General features: G+C 71.1%; 15 protein-coding genes. 8 read left to right on the forward strand and 7 right to left on the reverse strand.

The genetic code is table 11. The features are described 5' to 3' along the window. Positions 1-247: 247 nt before the first annotated feature. Positions 248-1,387, reverse strand: coding sequence for a porin PorA family protein (locus ACIBSV_RS02860; protein WP_395859111.1), 1,140 nt, complete (start codon positions 1,385-1,387; stop codon positions 248-250). A gap of 407 nt (positions 1,388-1,794) precedes the next feature. Beyond that, a complete protein-coding gene (locus tag ACIBSV_RS02865) occupies positions 1,795-2,613 on the reverse strand; it encodes an MBL fold metallo-hydrolase (protein ID WP_395859112.1) in 819 nt (272 codons plus the stop codon). 114 nt (positions 2,614-2,727) lie between these two features. On the opposite strand from ACIBSV_RS02865, the gene ACIBSV_RS02870 reads away from it, so the two are divergent. The 3 genes from ACIBSV_RS02870 (at position 2,728) to ACIBSV_RS02880 (ending at position 4,613) form a co-directional block, all read left to right on the forward strand. Then, on the forward strand, positions 2,728-3,336 hold the full coding sequence (locus tag ACIBSV_RS02870; protein WP_395859113.1) for a helix-turn-helix domain-containing protein: 609 nt from the start codon (positions 2,728-2,730) through the stop codon (positions 3,334-3,336). Between the two features lie 144 nt (positions 3,337-3,480). Next, positions 3,481-3,873 (forward strand): hypothetical protein, encoded by a 393-nt coding sequence (locus tag ACIBSV_RS02875; RefSeq protein ID WP_395859114.1) that lies wholly within the window; start codon positions 3,481-3,483, stop codon positions 3,871-3,873. A 23-nt stretch (positions 3,874-3,896) separates the two neighbouring features. Then, positions 3,897-4,613 carry a hypothetical protein gene (locus ACIBSV_RS02880; protein WP_395859115.1) on the forward strand — a complete coding sequence of 239 codons (717 nt, stop codon included), beginning with the start codon at positions 3,897-3,899 and terminating at the stop codon, positions 4,611-4,613. Positions 4,614-5,053: 440 nt separating this feature from the next. Here ACIBSV_RS02880 and ACIBSV_RS02885 read toward each other — a convergent pair whose 3' ends face one another. Then, the gene (locus tag ACIBSV_RS02885) at positions 5,054-7,030 is read right to left on the reverse strand and encodes an ABC transporter ATP-binding protein (RefSeq protein ID WP_395859116.1); all 1,977 of its coding nucleotides are present in this window, start codon (positions 7,028-7,030) and stop codon (positions 5,054-5,056) included. Positions 7,031-7,670: 640 nt separating this feature from the next. On the opposite strand from ACIBSV_RS02885, the gene ACIBSV_RS02890 reads away from it, so the two are divergent. Further along, positions 7,671-8,048, forward strand: a complete 378-nt coding sequence (locus ACIBSV_RS02890) for a transposase (protein ID WP_395859117.1) — start codon at positions 7,671-7,673, stop codon at positions 8,046-8,048. 240 nt (positions 8,049-8,288) lie between these two features. After that, positions 8,289-9,176, forward strand: a complete 888-nt coding sequence (locus tag ACIBSV_RS02895; protein WP_395859118.1) for an alpha/beta fold hydrolase — start codon at positions 8,289-8,291, stop codon at positions 9,174-9,176. 173 nt (positions 9,177-9,349) lie between these two features. Here the strand turns inward: ACIBSV_RS02895 and ACIBSV_RS02900 are convergent, their stop codons facing one another. Together ACIBSV_RS02900 and ACIBSV_RS02905 are read right to left on the reverse strand one after the other, a co-directional pair. Next, the gene (locus ACIBSV_RS02900; RefSeq protein WP_395859119.1) at positions 9,350-9,613 is read right to left on the reverse strand and encodes an acyl carrier protein; all 264 of its coding nucleotides are present in this window, start codon (positions 9,611-9,613) and stop codon (positions 9,350-9,352) included. A gap of 318 nt (positions 9,614-9,931) precedes the next feature. Then, positions 9,932-11,359, reverse strand: a complete 1,428-nt coding sequence (locus ACIBSV_RS02905) for a pyridoxal phosphate-dependent decarboxylase family protein (RefSeq protein ID WP_395859325.1) — start codon at positions 11,357-11,359, stop codon at positions 9,932-9,934. A 277-nt stretch (positions 11,360-11,636) separates the two neighbouring features. On the opposite strand from ACIBSV_RS02905, the gene ACIBSV_RS02910 reads away from it, so the two are divergent. The 3 genes from ACIBSV_RS02910 to lpdA all read left to right on the forward strand — a co-directional run bounded on the left by ACIBSV_RS02910 (position 11,637) and on the right by lpdA (position 14,477). Then, positions 11,637-12,101 carry a PPOX class F420-dependent oxidoreductase gene (locus ACIBSV_RS02910; RefSeq protein WP_395859120.1) on the forward strand — a complete coding sequence of 155 codons (465 nt, stop codon included), beginning with the start codon at positions 11,637-11,639 and terminating at the stop codon, positions 12,099-12,101. A 128-nt stretch (positions 12,102-12,229) separates the two neighbouring features. Further along, a complete protein-coding gene (locus ACIBSV_RS02915; protein ID WP_395859121.1) occupies positions 12,230-12,919 on the forward strand; it encodes a helix-turn-helix domain-containing protein in 690 nt (229 codons plus the stop codon). A 151-nt stretch (positions 12,920-13,070) separates the two neighbouring features. Beyond that, positions 13,071-14,477, forward strand: coding sequence for a dihydrolipoyl dehydrogenase (gene lpdA / locus ACIBSV_RS02920; protein WP_395859122.1), 1,407 nt, complete (start codon positions 13,071-13,073; stop codon positions 14,475-14,477). 117 nt (positions 14,478-14,594) lie between these two features. Here the strand turns inward: lpdA and ACIBSV_RS02925 are convergent, their stop codons facing one another. Beyond that, the gene (locus ACIBSV_RS02925) at positions 14,595-15,095 is read right to left on the reverse strand and encodes a GNAT family N-acetyltransferase (RefSeq protein WP_395859123.1); all 501 of its coding nucleotides are present in this window, start codon (positions 15,093-15,095) and stop codon (positions 14,595-14,597) included. A 67-nt stretch (positions 15,096-15,162) separates the two neighbouring features. After that, the gene (locus ACIBSV_RS02930; RefSeq protein ID WP_395859124.1) at positions 15,163-15,777 is read right to left on the reverse strand and encodes a hypothetical protein; all 615 of its coding nucleotides are present in this window, start codon (positions 15,775-15,777) and stop codon (positions 15,163-15,165) included. Positions 15,778-15,911: the final 134 nt, after the last annotated feature.

The raw sequence follows: 15,911 nt of genomic DNA on the forward strand, positions 1-15,911 counted from the left end.
ACCTACGACACCGACCCTACGCCGGGCAGGTCGGCGACTCTCATGAACGACCCTCCACCACCGAGCGATGCGGACGGGTGGCGGCGCCCGTACGAGAACACGGCCGACTTCCGCGATCGGGGCGCGGGCGGATACCACGCAGCCCGGCACCGGGATCCGAATGCGGATCCCGGTGCCGGGCCATGACGCTTCGCGGCAGGCTCACCCCTCTGCCGACGGTCTTCTCGCTCGCTCGCGGGCCGCCGGGCTAGCTGCTCGGTGCGTTCGTCTCCGAGTCGGCATCGGAGGTCGAGGCGGACGCGGAGGCGGTGGAGCCGACCGGCGTGTTCGAGGCCACTCCCGGATCCGCGGTGGGCGCCGGGGTGGCCTCGGTGCGTGGCCCCGGCAGTGTGGCGCCGGAGTGGCGGCGCCGGGCCGGGAGTTCGAGGTACACGGCCAGGCCGAGCAGGGCCAAGCCGAGCAGGAGGGCCACCAGCGGGGCCAGCACGCCGAGCAGCCACAGCCCTCGGGCGCCGTCGGCGGCGGTGTCGGCCAGCTCCGCGCGGGAGGCCGGCGTCGTGGTCATCTTCAACGACATCACCGGGAAGACCTCGGCCTGAGCGCCGGTCGCCGACGTCGCGGTCGCGGTGAGGGCCTGGGTGGATTCGAGGTCCACCGTGACGCCGGTCTCGGTGTCGACCCAGCCGGTGAGGTCGGTGGTCGAGGTGTAGGCCAGCGGGGTCGGGTCGGCCTGGCCGCCCAGGTCCGGGACCCGGCCCGGGAACGCGACGCCGGCCAGGCCCTGGACCGCCGCCTTCGGCATGGCCGGCGGCAGCGTGCGCAGGGACTCCGGGTCGGTCAGCGGGCCGCTGGTGCGGATCGTGAAGACGTAGGTCTCGCGGCCGGCGCGCCGCTCGGTCCGTACGTACGTGGCCGGGATCGTGGTCTGCGTCGGCGAGTCCCAGAACGGATAGTTCTTCTTCTTGGGTTCCAGCGGGAAGCCCGCGGTCAGGCCCCGATGCGGGTTGGCGGCGACACCCTTGGGCGTCGGTCGCTCCAGCAGGCTCTTGCGGTCCACCGCCCATCGTTTCTCGACGCTGGTGAGGGCTTGTTTCTGTGGGCCGGACACCACGGTGCGGTCGCTGAGCACGACGGTGGACCCGGACGTGTGCACGGCGTGTACGCGCCGATCGACGGTGACCGGCAGGTCCCGCACGATGGCCCCGGACAGGTTGCCCGCCTGCAACGCCTGCGGGTCGAGCATGGTCATGCCGCCGGCGAAGTGCATCGTGAAGTCGGTGTCGTCGGGCACCTGGTGCACGGCGGGCAGCACGGCGAACCGGGTCACCGCGCTCGTCGCGACCAACAGCGTGGCGGCGGCGCCGAGGTACCAGGACGTCTTTCTCATCAGACCAGCCTCCGCAGGTCGCCAGATGGCCCCGGGAGGGCCGGATGTCCCCCCGTCGCGTCGGCGCACGCGACCTGATGGCCCGTACCCCACCAGGATCCGCACCGGATTGCGCCGGATACCCCGATTCCCGCCTCGGTCCGACCTGTTGGTGGTATATCGGGCGCGCACCCACCCGACATCCTCCGAACCCCGCTTCACCATGCACCGGTTCCCCCGAGCACCCTCGAACTCCGCGCGTCACTAACGCCGTTGCGGATCGCGCTGCACATAGAGGCACATCTCCCCATGCACCTCGCCATGCAAGTACCAGGTCAGAGGCAGGTTTTGGACTCGGCAGCAAAGGGTGAGCCCATCGGGAGTCCGCGCCGGAGTACGCGAGCGCGGGCCGGAGCCGACGGGCTCGATCAGCCGATCGGTGGTGCGAGGTATTCCAGTGCGTAGCCGTCGTCGGAGGGGGTTACGCGGGCGATGCCGGGTGAGTCGAGGTGGGCGCCGGCTACGAAGTGGTGCGGTTGGGTCAGTTGTTCGAGGAGTGCCACTCGTGCGGCGCGGGCCTGGGACTGGTTGCCGTCGAGTTCCCAGGACACGTTCGGCCGATCGAATTGGAGCGTGGGGACGTGAACGGTGTCGCCCCAGGCGAGAAGGTGGCCGGTGCCGCTCCTGAGGTGGTAGATGGTGTGACCGGGTGTGTGGCCCGGTGTCGGGATCGCGGTGGTCCAGTCGTTGATCGCGACCTTCTCCGACACGGGTACGACCCGGTCGCGGATCGGCTCGAGCCGGCCCGTGAACACCGAGGTGTCGCCCGCGCCGATCCACACGCGCTCGAGATTGGGGAACGCCTCCGAACCGTCCGGCGCGATCAGGCCGCTCACGTGGTCTTCGTGCTTGTGGGTGATGGCCACATCGGTGACATGCGCGCGGTCGATGCCCGCTTCGTCGAGCGCGTCGTGGATCAACCCCATGGTGGGGTCGTGCCAGACGTTGGACGCGCCGGTGTCGATGAGAACCGACCGCGTGCCGTCGGCGACGAAGAAGGCATTGACCGACAGTCGCAGGTTGTCGCCGGCCAGCGGGACGGTGGCCGGCAACTCGTCGAGCGCGCACCCATCCTCGTCGCGGAGCCGTGTCGGCGGCATGTCGATGTACCCGTCTCGCAACGAGATCACCCGCAGATCGCCGAATTCGAACATGGCGTGGTGCCGGCCACTCGAGATCAAACGCATGGAACCCCTCCGTCGTGTCGGGCGCGCATCGTGCGTCTCCCATAGAAGATCATATCTTCTTTAGAAGAAACTCTACACTGTGGGCAGCGGAGTATTCATCGATCGAGGAGCACGGTGGTCGAGCAAGACGCAAACGCGGCCCAACCACAGCACGGTGACGACCTGGCCGGCGCGTTCGGCGGCAACGTGCGGCGACGCCGCGAAGAGGCGGGCCTGACGCTGGAGCAGCTGTCCACACAGTCGTCGGTCAGCCGGGCGATGCTGTCCAAGGTCGAACGCGGCGAGAAGAGCCCGACGATCGGCGTCGCGTCCAGGATCGCCCACGCGCTCGATGTGTCGCTCTCGGATCTGATCGGTGCGCCGGCTGCCGCCGCGTCCGGTGTGGCCGTGGTCATGCGCAAGAACGATCGCCCCGTCTTCCGTGACCCGGAAACCGGCTTCGAGCGACACATCGTCTCGGCGGCCCCGGGCGCGGGACGAGCCGAGATGGTCGTCCACCACCTCCCCGCGCAGGTCTCCACCGGGCTGCTGCCCGCGTATCCGCCGGGTACGGAGAAGCAACTCGTGGTGCTCGAAGGCGCCCTCACCGTCGCGGTCGGCGGGATCAGCGAGACCCTGAACGCAGGCGATTCCCTGTTCTTCCAAGCCGACGCGGACCACGGCTTCGCCAACCGAACGAATGCTCCCTGCGAATACATCATGGTCATCTCGCGCAGAACCTGATCGGCCGCCTGTTAGCGACCCGGGGGCGGTGGGACGCGTTGATCGTCCGAGTCGGGCCCCCGATCCGGCGGACCGCCGCTCGCCGCGGACTACGACAGTCCCACCCGGGGTCTGCGCCACGACCAACTCGCCCACCACCTCGCGGTGATCGGCGCCGCCGACGAACCGGCCGACATCGCGTACGCCACCACCCCCGACCACTGGTCGCCCACCCGTCTGAGCCGGCACGCCGACGCCGAACCCGCCCTGCGTACCGCGCTCGACGCCCCGACCACCACGCCCGCCCAACGGATCGTGCTCGAACGCCGGCTCAACGTCCGCGCGACCCTCGCGCCGATGTCCCGGGAGGCCGCCGCCCGCCGCCTCCTGCCCGCCTACACCAAGGTGCTCGACCGGACCCGAGCCTTGGCCGACCCGGCCGGCGCGAACCCGCTGCGCGTCCGCGCCCTCACCGACCACGCCCTCCTCCTGGCGAGCGTGGGCCGCGCCCGGGACGGCATCGCCGATCTGGAGGAGGCCGCCGGCCTGTACGGCTGACCGCCCCGTCCCGCCCGCTGGAGATGAGCGGTCCGCTGACGGCGAAGTCGGGCGATTCGATCTCGTACGACATCAGCGTGCAGAACCAGGGTCCCAACGACGCCCCGGACGCCGTCGTGGAGGTCACCGTGCCGGCCGGATTGACCGATCCGAAGCTCTCCTGTCGCGGCGAGAACGGCGCGGCGTGCGGCTCCGTCCAGGCGGGTCTGCGGCTGCCGATCTCGCTGCCCAGGGGCAGCAAGGCGTTGGTCGGTCTGACCGGCACCATCGCCTCGGACTTCCAGGGCCGGCTCACCACCAGGAGTTCGATCACGTCGCAGACGCGCGCCAACACGGCGCAGCAGTACGCCGACGCGGTCGACACCGACGTGGAACTGCCGCGTGTCGGCATCGGGTACGTGCAGTTCCCAGGGTGGTCACAGACCAGTCCGCCCGAGGCACAGGGATACGTCATCCCCTACGACCTCACCCTGGCCGCGAACGGGGAGCGTGTGGTGAAGTGGGAGGTCTACTTCGACGTTCCGGTGGGCACCCGGGTCAACCCGACCCAGAGCTACTGGTTCACGGTGACCAAGGACGGCGGCGACGGCAACGTGGTCCTGACCTCGCCGGGCAGCGGGCCCAGCATCGAGCCCGGTGACCCGCTCACCTTCCGCGTACCGATGCTCTACAAGTCGCAATTCGACGCCGGAGACGGCGAGTTGCGCAATCTTCGCGCCATCGAGGTGACCCGGCCTTAGCACAGGCCCCGGTGCCGTGGCCGGGCGCGTTCGGGGGGAGGGTCATCGTGCACCGTCCCCTGAACGCACCCGGACCCGACGCGTCGACGAACCGCCACTTTCCCTGAAAGCCCCTGATCGGAACAAGTCTCGCCGGCGACCCTGGCCGGAGCGCGCGTCGGGCGTACACCGAACACGCCGGTACGACCCCACAAGGCCCCCGCCCGACGACCCCACAAGGCCCCCGCCCGACGGCCCGACGGCCCGACGGCCCGACGGCCCGACGGCCCGACGGCCCGACGGCCCGACGGCCCGACGGCCCGACGGTCCGGCCGCCCGACCGCCCGGCCACCCTGTAGGCCCGGCCGCGCATCCGGCCGACCACCCCCGTGGGCCCGGCCGACCCGCATGTTTGGCCGACCCGCCCGCGTCACCCCCGCCGACGGAACCCGTCCCGCCCCTCAACTCTCCGCGGTCGCCGCCCTCGCGTGCGGGATGGCGGGGCTCGCGTGGATGCCGTACTGCGCGGCCTGCGCCGTGTACATCGCCCGATACCGCCCCGCGTCGAGCGCCATCAGGCCATCGTGGTCGCCCTGTTCGATCAACCGGCCGTCCTCCAGGACGTAGATCAGGTCGGCGGTCGCGGTCGCGGCCAGCCGGTGGGTGATGAGCAGTACCGTCGTCCCGTCGTCGGTCATCGACCGCAACGCGGCGAACGCGGCGATCTCCGCCTCGGGGTCCAGTGCGGAGGTCGGCTCGTCGACGATCACGAGCGGCGCGCCGCGATAGCGGGTCCGGGCGTTGCCGATCTTCTGCCACTGCCCGCCGGAGATCTGCGAACCGCGCTGGTAGCCCTTGACGATCAGGGTGTCCCAGCCGTGCGGCAGCGAGTCGACCAGGTCGGCCGCGTCCGCCCGGGCGACCGCGTGCTCCACCCGGGCCTGATCGAGCGGCCGGTCGGGACGGCCGATGAAGACGTTCGCGCGCGCGGTCATCGCCCATCGTGGGAAGTCCTGGCCCAGCACCGCCACCCGGTCGAAGATCTGATCCCGGTCGGCGTCGCGGACGTCGACGCCGCCCCAGGTCAACGTGCCCTCGCTGGGCAGCAGCAGACCGGCCACCAGCTTGGACAGGGTGGTCTTGCCCGAGCCGTTCTCGCCGACCAGCGCGACCACCTTTCCCGCCGGGATGCGCAGGCTCACCCGATCGAGTGCGGGCGCGTCGTTGCCGGGATAGCGATACGAGACCTGCTCCAGCCGTACCTCGTCCACGTCGCGCGGGAGCGGCAGTCCGCCGACGGGGATCGCGCGCCGCTCCGACTCGGTGCAGGCGTCCTCCAGGTCCCGCAGGTACAGCGATTCCTCGTACAGGCGATTGACCTGCATGACCAGCGCGGTGAGGCCGCTGGTGCAGGTGCGGATCGCGATCACCGCCGTGCCGCCGGCGGCCAGCGGCATGCCGCCTTCGGTGAGGAGCAACCACAGAGCCGCGTACACCAGCAGCGCGCCGAGCCCGGACAGCGCGGACGCGGTCGCCTGGGTCGCGCCCTTGGCGTGCGCGAGTCGGCGGTGCTCGGTCTCGATCGTGGTGGACATGTCCTCGAACGCGTCCAGCACCAGTCGCCCGGCGCGGTGCGCGCGTACCTCGGCGGCGGGCGCCGGTTCGATCAGGCTGCGGCCGAGGATCTCGATCGCGCGCCGGTGTTCGAGCCACGCGTGTACGGATTCGTGCTGCCGCCGGGCGGACCGTACCGCGCCCCAGCCCTTCGGCGCGGCGACCAGGAACAACAGCGGCAACAGGATCGGGTTGAGCAGGGTCAGTACGCTGCCGGTGGCGATCAGGCCGACCAGTGCGTTGATCACCGCGACCGAGGCGCCGATCATGCGTCGTACCGAGTCGGTGCCGAACCGGCCCGCGTCCAGCGTGCGATGGAAGCGCGCCTCCTCGAACGCCTGGAGTTCCACCCGGGCGGCGAGCCGGTAGTAGCGCGCCGTGCAGACCCGTTCCACCTGTGGTTCGAGCCGACTGGTCGCGCCCACCGAGACCGCGGCGAGTAGTGCGGACAGGGCGGTGACGACCATGATGAACAACAGCGCCGGCGCTGCGTCGCGCAGTCGATCGGTGGTCGGTACGTCGGCGAACAGCGCCACCAGCGCGCGGTTGGTCGCCAGCAGCCCGAGCCCGGCCGCGAGACCCTGGCCGATCTCGGCCCCGAGCAGCGCGAGTACGGCGCGTCGATCCACGCTCCACGCGGCGCGCGTGACCAGCGCGACCATGCTCGGCAGTTGCCGCGCCATCGCCCAGAACGACACGCGCAGCAGCGGCTGTTCATGCTGGGTGAAGGACATGTCGTAGCGCAACGCGCCGCCGAACAGCAGCTTTTCGGACCCGGACACCGGAATCGCCCGCCCCGCGGGCGCCCGGCGACGAAACCTCATCGGATCTCCCAGCGTAGGCGGCGCGGATGCGGGCACCGGGGCGCCCGGCAGAGGGCGCCGGGGTCGGGCGGGACGGATCGGGTGGGTGGGGCGACTGGAGCGGATCGGTGGGGTCGAGAGGATCGGTCGGGTCGGTCGGGTTGCCCAGGACCGGTGGGTCGGGTGGGTTCGGGTGATGCGGTCGTGTGCGGCAGTGGAGTGCCTCCGGTTCGGTGGTCGAGCGCTACGACTTGCCGAGGTGGTACGCCCTCGTGGAGCGATACGACTCGGTGGAGCGGCGCGTGCGTGTTCACGGGCGAGTGGGGTTCGACTCGCGGTGGCGCGGAGTCCGACATGACCACGTCCTTTCCCGGTCCGGGGCACTGCCTGCGGACGCACATGCTGCCCCCGGTTCGGGGCCGCCCGGCAGGGGCGTACGGGCGTACGAGCCGGGCGTGTCCGACCCGTGGCACGCTTGCCCGCGCGCCCGACCGACTGTGGTGAACCGTCCCCACACGTGGGCGAGTTCGGGTAGCGAGGCGGGTGGCGCAGGTCGGGTCGCGCGCCCCGCCGCACTCCGGCGGATCCGGCCGCGCGCAGCGCGTCGTGCGGTCGGTGACCGGGAGCCGTGTCGGATCGCCGGGTCGGTCGTTGGTGGGGTGTGGGTCGTTGGGGTGGATTGACGAACAGTCAGTGGACGATGGTCGAGCCACTGTTGCCGGATCGCGCCCGGCCACGGCGCGGCGGTCGGGGGATCGATCACCGCGCGATGATCGACGCGGTGGCCTGGAAGTACGAAAACGGTTGTCCGTGGCGCGAGTTGCCGGACCGGTTCGGGCCGTGGCAGACCGTCTACCACCGGTATACGGTGTGGGCGAAGGACGGCACCTGGCGTCGCATCCGGACCCGCCTGCAGGTCTGTCCGGACCCGGACGGCAGCCTGGACTGGTTGATCGAGGTCGATACGACGCCGACCCCGCCGAGCGGTGCGGCGACCGGAACGGCGCAGTGCGCCGCGAACGGAACCGCCGACCGCTGACGCCGCACGAAACCCGGCCGGCGGTGCGATCGTGCCGGCCGGCGTACGACGCGGCGTGTCCATGAAAGTCGTTCCGGGCCGCCCCGGGCAAGCGGATTGTGCGCACGGACCGTGTTCGCGTCCGCACCCGATGCCACGACCCTTCGGCCCGCCGCGCCTGCGCCTGCCGTCCCACCGCCCCGTTCGTCCGCGCGGTGCCGTCCCACCGCCGTGCGCCGGATGGTCTGTCACGATGTTCACATGCGTGTGTCGATAGGTGACATCCGACTGTATTTCGACGTGGATGGACCGAGGGTCGTGCCGTACGGTCCGATCATGGTCGAGCGGCCGACCCTGGTGCTGTTGCACGGCGGACCCGGCGCCGACCATTCGTCGTTCAAGCCCGCGATGTACGCGGCCGCGCGCTTCGCCCAGGTCGTCTACCTCGACCAGCGCGGCAGCGGCCGGTCCGACCGCGGCGACCCGGAGCAGTGGACCTGGGATCGGTGGGCCGACGACGTGATCGCGTTCTGCGACGCGCTCGACATCGCCGCACCGATCCTGGTGGGCACCTCCAGTGGCGGCTGGGTCGCGCTGACCGCCGCGATTCGCCACCCCGGGCGGGTCGGCCGACTCGTACTGGACAGCGTGATGCCCGGGCGCATCGCCGAACGGCTCGACGTCTTCGAACGGCTCGGCGGAGTACCGGCGCGCGAGATCGCGCGCCGGTACTGGAGTGGCGAGAGCCCCGAGACCATCCGGCGGGACTGGGAGGAGGTCTGCGTGCCGCTGTACTCGCAACGCACGGACGGCGATCCGGATGCCGCGAACCGGCAGCGCCGGATTCGCTGGAACCACGACGTCCTGGAGCGCTTTCGGCGGGATTCGGCGGACGACTTCGGCGGCTGGGCCCGGCTCGCCGAGATCACCTGTCCGACGCTGATCCTGGCCGGCGAGCACGACCCGGTGGCCACCGCGAGCGCGGCCCGACGACTGGCCGCCGGGTTGGTCAACGCCGAGACCCGGCTGCACGTCCTGCCGGACGCGGGCCACGGCGCCTTCCGGGAGGACCCGGAGCGTTCCCTGGCGGTGCTCCGGAGGTTCCTGGCGGGTCGGCGGGGCATGTCCGCGAAGGCCGAAGGCGGCTGACCGGCCCGGCACGAACACCGCCGGTTCCGCGCCCGCCGGGCCTACGCCCCCTCGGGGTTCGGTGGCGCGGCGGAGGCGGGCGGCGAGCGGTGGCATGGAGGTGGACGCCGCGGCAGTGCCCCGGGCGTGATCGCCACCGCATCGTGGTCGCGCCACGCGTCCAAGGCTCCGGGTCATTCGGTTCGGCCCGTGCGCCCCGCCCGCGCCTGGTCGACGAACTCGGCCAGTCCGCTCGGGGTGACGTGTTCCAGGATCACCTTCGGCTCCACGGCGATGCCGTACCGCTTGCCGAGGACGTCCGCGAACTCGACCGCCAGAGTCGCGTCCACGCCCAGTTCCGCGAACGTGTCGTCCGGGTCGATCCGGGAGATGTCGAGGGAGATGAGTCGGGCGGTCTGATCGACGATCTCGTCGAGCAGGGCGGCGTTCACGGGCATGGCGAAGCTCCTTGACGGGTCATGGATGCGTCCCAGGCGCGGGATGTCCGAAGCGGGCGGCACGTCGACAGGAGCGATCCGGGGCGGCGCGGGAAGTTCTCCCGCGTCGATCCACCGGCCTGGCCCGAGGTCGCCCACCGACCCGACACCGGCTCCTGTCGCCCCGGAAACGCTAGTCGGCGCGCACGTTCCGGCGGTAGGACGGGACCGGCCCGTCGCAGGTGGCGAAGCATGGCGAATCGACCCGGCGCGTGGTTCCGGTGGTGGGCGGAGCGTTCCGCCGGCCGGGCCCGGACCGGGCCGCGTCGTCGGCCGGCGTCACAGCGGCGGGTTGAGGCCCTCGAAGAAGGCCAGGAGTACGGCTTCGCGTAGCCGCGAGGGGAGGCGGTCGAGGAGCGCGTGTACCGGGGCCATCCGCCCGTCGGTCAACAGGCTGGTCTTGACCATGAGTTCGGTCAGCGCGTCGGCGGACACACCCGCCTCGGACTCGGCGAGGGCGGTGAGTTCGTCGACGGAGCGCAGTTGTTCGGGCGTGGGCAGCGGGTCGCGCTCGCCGGCCGCGCGGACCGCCGCCCGCAGCGCGGTGAGCAGGTCCGGGACGTACGGGCCGTGGGTCGCGGTCATGGTGAGGTGGATGGTCGGCGGGACACCGGGTTGGGACAACTGCGGTTGCACGGCCCAACCCAGGCGTTCCAACTCGTCCAGGAACGCGAAGAAGTCGACGCCGTCCGTGGTCACCGCGACCAGACTGGTGGCGGGCGAGCCCAGCACGCGCAGACCCTCGATGGCGCCGATCCCCTCGACCAGGCTCTCCGTGGCGGCCAGGGTGCGGGTGACCAGGTCGCGGTACCCGTCGGCGCCCAGATGGCGCATCACCGCCCACGCGGCGGCGATCAGACCGCCGGATTTGGAGCTCTGCATGGTCGGATTCACCACCGGATAGCCGGTCCAGTCGGCGGCGACGAAGTACTGGGTCCGGCGCAGCGCCGCCGTGCGGTACAGCAGGATCGAGCAACCCTTGGGCGCGTAGCCGTACTTGTGCAGGTCCACCGAGATCGAATCCACGCCCGGCACCCGGAAGTCCCAGGCGGGCACGTCGTGTCCGAGCTGCTCGGCGAACGGCAGCACCCAGCCGCCGATGCACGCGTCCACGTGACAGCGCACGCCGCGCCGCGCGCACAGGGCGGCGATCTCGGGGATGGCGTCCACGACGCCGTGGCCGTAGGAGGGTGCCGAGGCGACCACCAGGACGGTGTCGTCGGTGATCGCGCGGTCGATCGCGGCGACGTCGGCGGTCATGTGGACCGGGTCGATGTCCACGATCACCGGGTCGAGGCCGAAGTACTTCGCGGCCTTTGCCCATGCGGCGTGTGCCGAGCGGGCGAACACGATCTGCGGGCGGGCCGGGTCTGGCCGCGCGTCCCGAGCCGCCTTGGCGGCCAGGAGGCAGCTTTCCGTACCGCCGCTGGTCCAACTGCCGGCCGCGCCCGCCGGCGCGTGCAGCATCTCGCCGACAGCCGCGACCACTTGGTGCTCCAGCGTCGCGACGCTCGGGAAGGAGGTCGGGTACAGGCCGTTCACGTGCAGGTACAGCTCGAACGCGCGGACGGCGACCTCCTCGACGGAGGCGGCGCCGGAGTCGAACGTGTTGGCCACGCCGGGCCGTCCGCGCCCGGGTTCGTCGGCGGCGTGCATCGCCGTCAGCTCCGCGAGTACCTCGGCCACCGGCCGGCCGTCCGCGAACATGCCCACGCGTGCCTCCCCGAGTGCGATTGCTTGTGAGTTCGGGCCCGGGAGCGGGTGGTTGTGCGACCCCGGTCTCGGGTTGGGGCACGGTAGCGCGGCGGGGTCCGCGATGTCTGTAGGCGTCCGCGGGGTCTGTCGACGTCCGTGCGGGGAGCGGCGCCGCCGGAGGTGGGCGGGTGTGTCGCGGCCAGGCCGACGCGGGGCGTGCTCTTTAGGGTGGGGAACGCTCCCCGGGGTTGGGAGTGCTCCCGAAGAACTCGCCTCGAAGGGCAGAACCATGGCCATCGCGACCGCCCGTCACCCCGAGTTGCCCGAACTGCTCGAATTCCTGCGCCCGCGCCACCGCGGTCTGCTCGCCACGACCCGCGCGGACGGGCGTCCACAGATGTCCCCGGTGTCCTGCGGCGTCGACGAGGCGGGCCGGATCGTGGTCTCCACGTACCCCGATCGGGCCAAGGCGCGCAACGCCCGCCGGGACGAACGGGTGTCCATGTGTGTCGTCTCGGACGACTGGAACGGTCCGTACGTGCAGGTGGACGGCCGGGCCGAGGTGTTGGACATGCCGGACGCGCTGGAGCCGTTGGTCGAGTACTTCCGCTGTATCGCGGGCGAGCACCCGGATTGGGACGAGTACCGCGAGGCGATGCGCAAGCAGGACAAGTCGCTGATGCGCATCCACATCGAGCGCTGGGGGCCGATCGCCACCGGCGGCTTCCCGGCCCGCCTGGCCGAGGCCGAGTAGCCGCGACGTCGACGGTGTCGGGCTCGACGTGGTCGGGGCTCGACTGGTTGGGGCGCGACGTGGTCGGGGCTCGCCGCCGATCGGCGCAATGCCCGCCGAAACCGGTGCGCGGGGAGTGGGCTGGTGTGATGACCGAGGAGACTGCGGGTACCGTCCGTCCATCCACCGATGCGCTGCCCGGGCGAGTGAGCGCCCGGCGCCGTGAACTCGGGCTCTCCGTGGCGGACATCGCCCGCCGTACCGGGTTGCCCGGGGCGTGGGTGAACTCCGTCGAGAGCGGATCCACGCCCCCGTCCGCGCCCGGATTGTCCCGACTCGCCGATGCTCTGGAGACCACCGTCGACGACCTGCTCTCCGCGCAGCCGGCCGCCTTCACGCACCGGACGCCGCCTCGGCCGCCGGGCCAGGATCCGGGTCCGGGCCGGGAGTTGGTGGAGATGAGCGACGAGGAGTGCCAGGCCCACCTGCTTCTCCAGTTGGTCGGCCGGATCGCGGTGCTCGACGGGCCCGACCCGTTCGTACTGCCGGTCAACTACGTGATGCTCGGCCGCGACGTGATGTTCTGTACGGCCGCCGACTCGTCCCTGGCCCGGGTCGCCGGCCCGGTCCTGTTCGAGGTGGACGACATCGTCGACGCCGCCCGAATCGGCTGGAGCGTCCTGATCCGGGGCACGGCGGAGCGGGACGAGGACCCGTCGGACGCGCCGTCGGACGCGGAGGGCCCGTGGCCGGCGGGCCGCCGGGACGTGTGCATCCGCATCCGCGCGGAACGGGTGACCGGCCGACGGGTGCGGCCGGTGGTGGGCGCCGACGCGTAGGGGCGCGAGACGGGAGGCGCCCGGTCGGGGCGCGCGTCGGTGCGTGCCCCGGCTGCGTGCCTTCCCGTCCCGGCGGCCGTGGCGGCGCCGCTGTCGGTGCCCGTCACGGCCGCCGCGCCGCCATCCGGGCCGGCCGCATATCGTGTGAATCATGAGTACACACTTTGACGTCGTTGTCCTGGGTGCCGGTCCCGGCGGGTACACCGCGGCGGTTCGCAGCGCGCAGCTCGGACTGCGGGTCGCGGTCATCGAGCAGAAGTACTGGGGCGGCGTCTGCCTGAACGTCGGCTGCATCCCGTCGAAGGCGCTGCTGCGCAACGCGGAACTCGCGCACATCTTCACGCAGGAGGCCAAGACCTTCGGGATCCGCGTCGAGGGTTCGGTGACGTTCGACTACGACGCCGCGTTCAAGCGCAGTCGCAAGGTCGCGGACGGCCGGGTCAACGGCGTGCACTACCTGATGAAGAAGAACGGCATCACCGAGTACGACGGGCGCGGCTCGTTCGTCGACGCGCACACGCTGGACGTCTCGCTGACCGCGGGCGGTGTCCAGACCGTCACCTTCGACCACTGCATCATCGCGGCGGGCGCGAGCACCCGGCTGCTGCCGGGCACCTCGCTCAGTGAGCGTGTGGTCACCTACGAGGAGCAGATCCTCACCGACCGACTGCCGGAGAGCATCATCATCGCCGGCGCCGGCGCGATCGGCGTCGAGTTCGCGTACGTCCTGCACAACTACGGCGTGAAGGTGACCATCGTCGAGTTCCTCGACCGGGTCGTCCCGCTGGAGGACGTCGAGGTCTCCACCGAACTCGCCAAGCGCTACCGCCGGTTGGGCATCGAGATCCTGACCTCGACCCGGGTCGAGTCGATCGACGACGGCGACCCGAACGCCAAGGTCCGGGTCACCGTCACCCGCGACGGGCAGCAGCAGGTCCTGGAAGCCGACAAGGTCCTCCAGGCGATCGGCTTCGCCCCGCGCGTGACCGGCTACGGCCTGGAGACCATCGGCGTGCGCCTCACCGAGCGCGGCGCGATCGACGTGGACGGCCGGGGCCGCACCAACATCCCGCACATCTACGCGATCGGCGACGTCACCGCGAAGCTGATGCTCGCGCACGCGGCCGAGTCGATGGCGGTGATCGCCGCCGAGACGATCGCGGGCGCCGAGACCATGGAACTCGACTTCGTGATGATCCCGCGCGCCACCTACTGCCAGCCGCAGATCGCCAGCTTCGGCTGGACCGAGGCGCAGGCGCGGGAGCAGGGCTTCGACGTCCGGGTCGCCAAGTTCCCGTTCACCGCCAACGGCAAGGCACACGGCCTCGGCGACCCGGTCGGCTTCGTCAAGGTGATCAGCGACGGCACCCACGGCGAACTCCTCGGTGCCCACCTGATCGGCCCCGAGGTCACCGAGCTCCTCCCCGAACTCACCCTGGCCCAACAGTGGGACCTCACGGTCCACGAGGTCGCCCGCAACGTCCACGCCCACCCCACCCTCGGCGAAGCCGTCAAGGAAGCCATCCACGGCCTCGCCGGCCACATGATCAACATGTGACACGGCGGCCCGCCGACCTGCATCGCAGGGCTTCGGAGCCACTAAGGGGTACGGAGCGGTAGGGGAACGACACGGGAAGCCGTCTCGCCCTCGGGTGGGGCGGCTTCCTCCGCTCGTTCAGGCGTCCTTCGCGACCACACGCACCATGACGTCGAACAATGGTGAACCCTCGTAGGCGAGCTGCCGTGGTCCGATGCGTTGGTAGCCGAGCCTGGTGTAGAGATGGATGGCCGGTTCGTTGTCGGGCCGAACGTAGAGGCCCAGGTGCGTCACTTCTTGTTGGGCGTTGGCCAGTGCATCGTGGAGGAGCCTGCCGAGCCCCTGATCACGCCAGGCTTGCCGGACCATCAGCTCGTTGGTGACGAAGAGCCGCATGGCGGAGAGCGGTTCGCGCTCGTCCGCGAGTTCATCGCCCAACCAATAGCGCGGGTCCGGTCGCTGGCCGTACGCGTAGCCGACGAGTTCGCCGTCGGACCACGCGCCCACCCATGAGAATCCTGGCCGGGCCCGGTGGCGTTCCAGCCGCTCGGCGAAGGCACCTGGTGAGGCGAAGGGGTTGCCCGTGGCGACGCGGTGGGCGTAGGCGTCGGCATACACCTCGACCAGCAGGCTGTGCATAGCCGTCACCTCGGCGGTGCCCCCGGGGCGAAGTGTGAATCGGCTCGTCATGCGGCCTGCCTCCGGATCACAGCGAAGTGGTCGGTTCGAGTGTGTGCCTGGCAAGGTACTTTCGGATCTCGTCTCGATCGGCGCACGAGGTCGTGGTGACGAGATCCTGGAGACGAGAAGCCAGGCGGGCCGACGCGATGCTGTCGAGCAAGGGTACGACCGAGTCGACCTGCTCGGCGGCGGCGTCTCGATCTCCCGCCGCGTGCCACGCGCGTGCGGCGCGAGTCAGGTGAATGGCGCGGTCGCGCACGAATCCGTCCGCCGTGAGGTGTGCGGCGCGCGTCGACAGTACGCCCGCGGCTCCGTGGCGGCCGAGGTAGAGCCGGCACTGTGCCTCGCGATCTGCGATCTCACCCGATCCGAAGAACGCAATCCACACAGGATCTCGCTCACTACGCCCACTTTCGAAGTGGCGGTGCGCGGTCGTGAGCGCGGCGTTCGTCTCGGGTGTGTTCCCCAGGGCAGCCCACGCTCCGGCTTCACGGAGCGCCAGGAGCGACATGAGCCATGGTGTCGCGATCGGCCGGGCAATGTGCTGAGCAGCTTCGGCCAAGCGCAGACCTTCGCGCGGCCGACCGCTGATCACGGCCAACGCCGATAGGTTGCACAGCGCATGGACTTCGAGGTCCAAGTCGTCGAGAGCGCGGGCGATCGATTGGGCTTCGCTGTAGCAGGCTCTCGCATCGGCGTACCGCGCGGCGTCATGCGCAACGGCCCGTGGCCGTGCTCGGCGTCGGCCGGGTCCGGTGAACCGACCGCGCCCCG

It is taken from the genome of Embleya sp. NPDC050154 (genome assembly GCF_044460165.1).
Classification (GTDB): Bacteria; Actinomycetota; Actinomycetes; order Streptomycetales; family Streptomycetaceae; genus Embleya.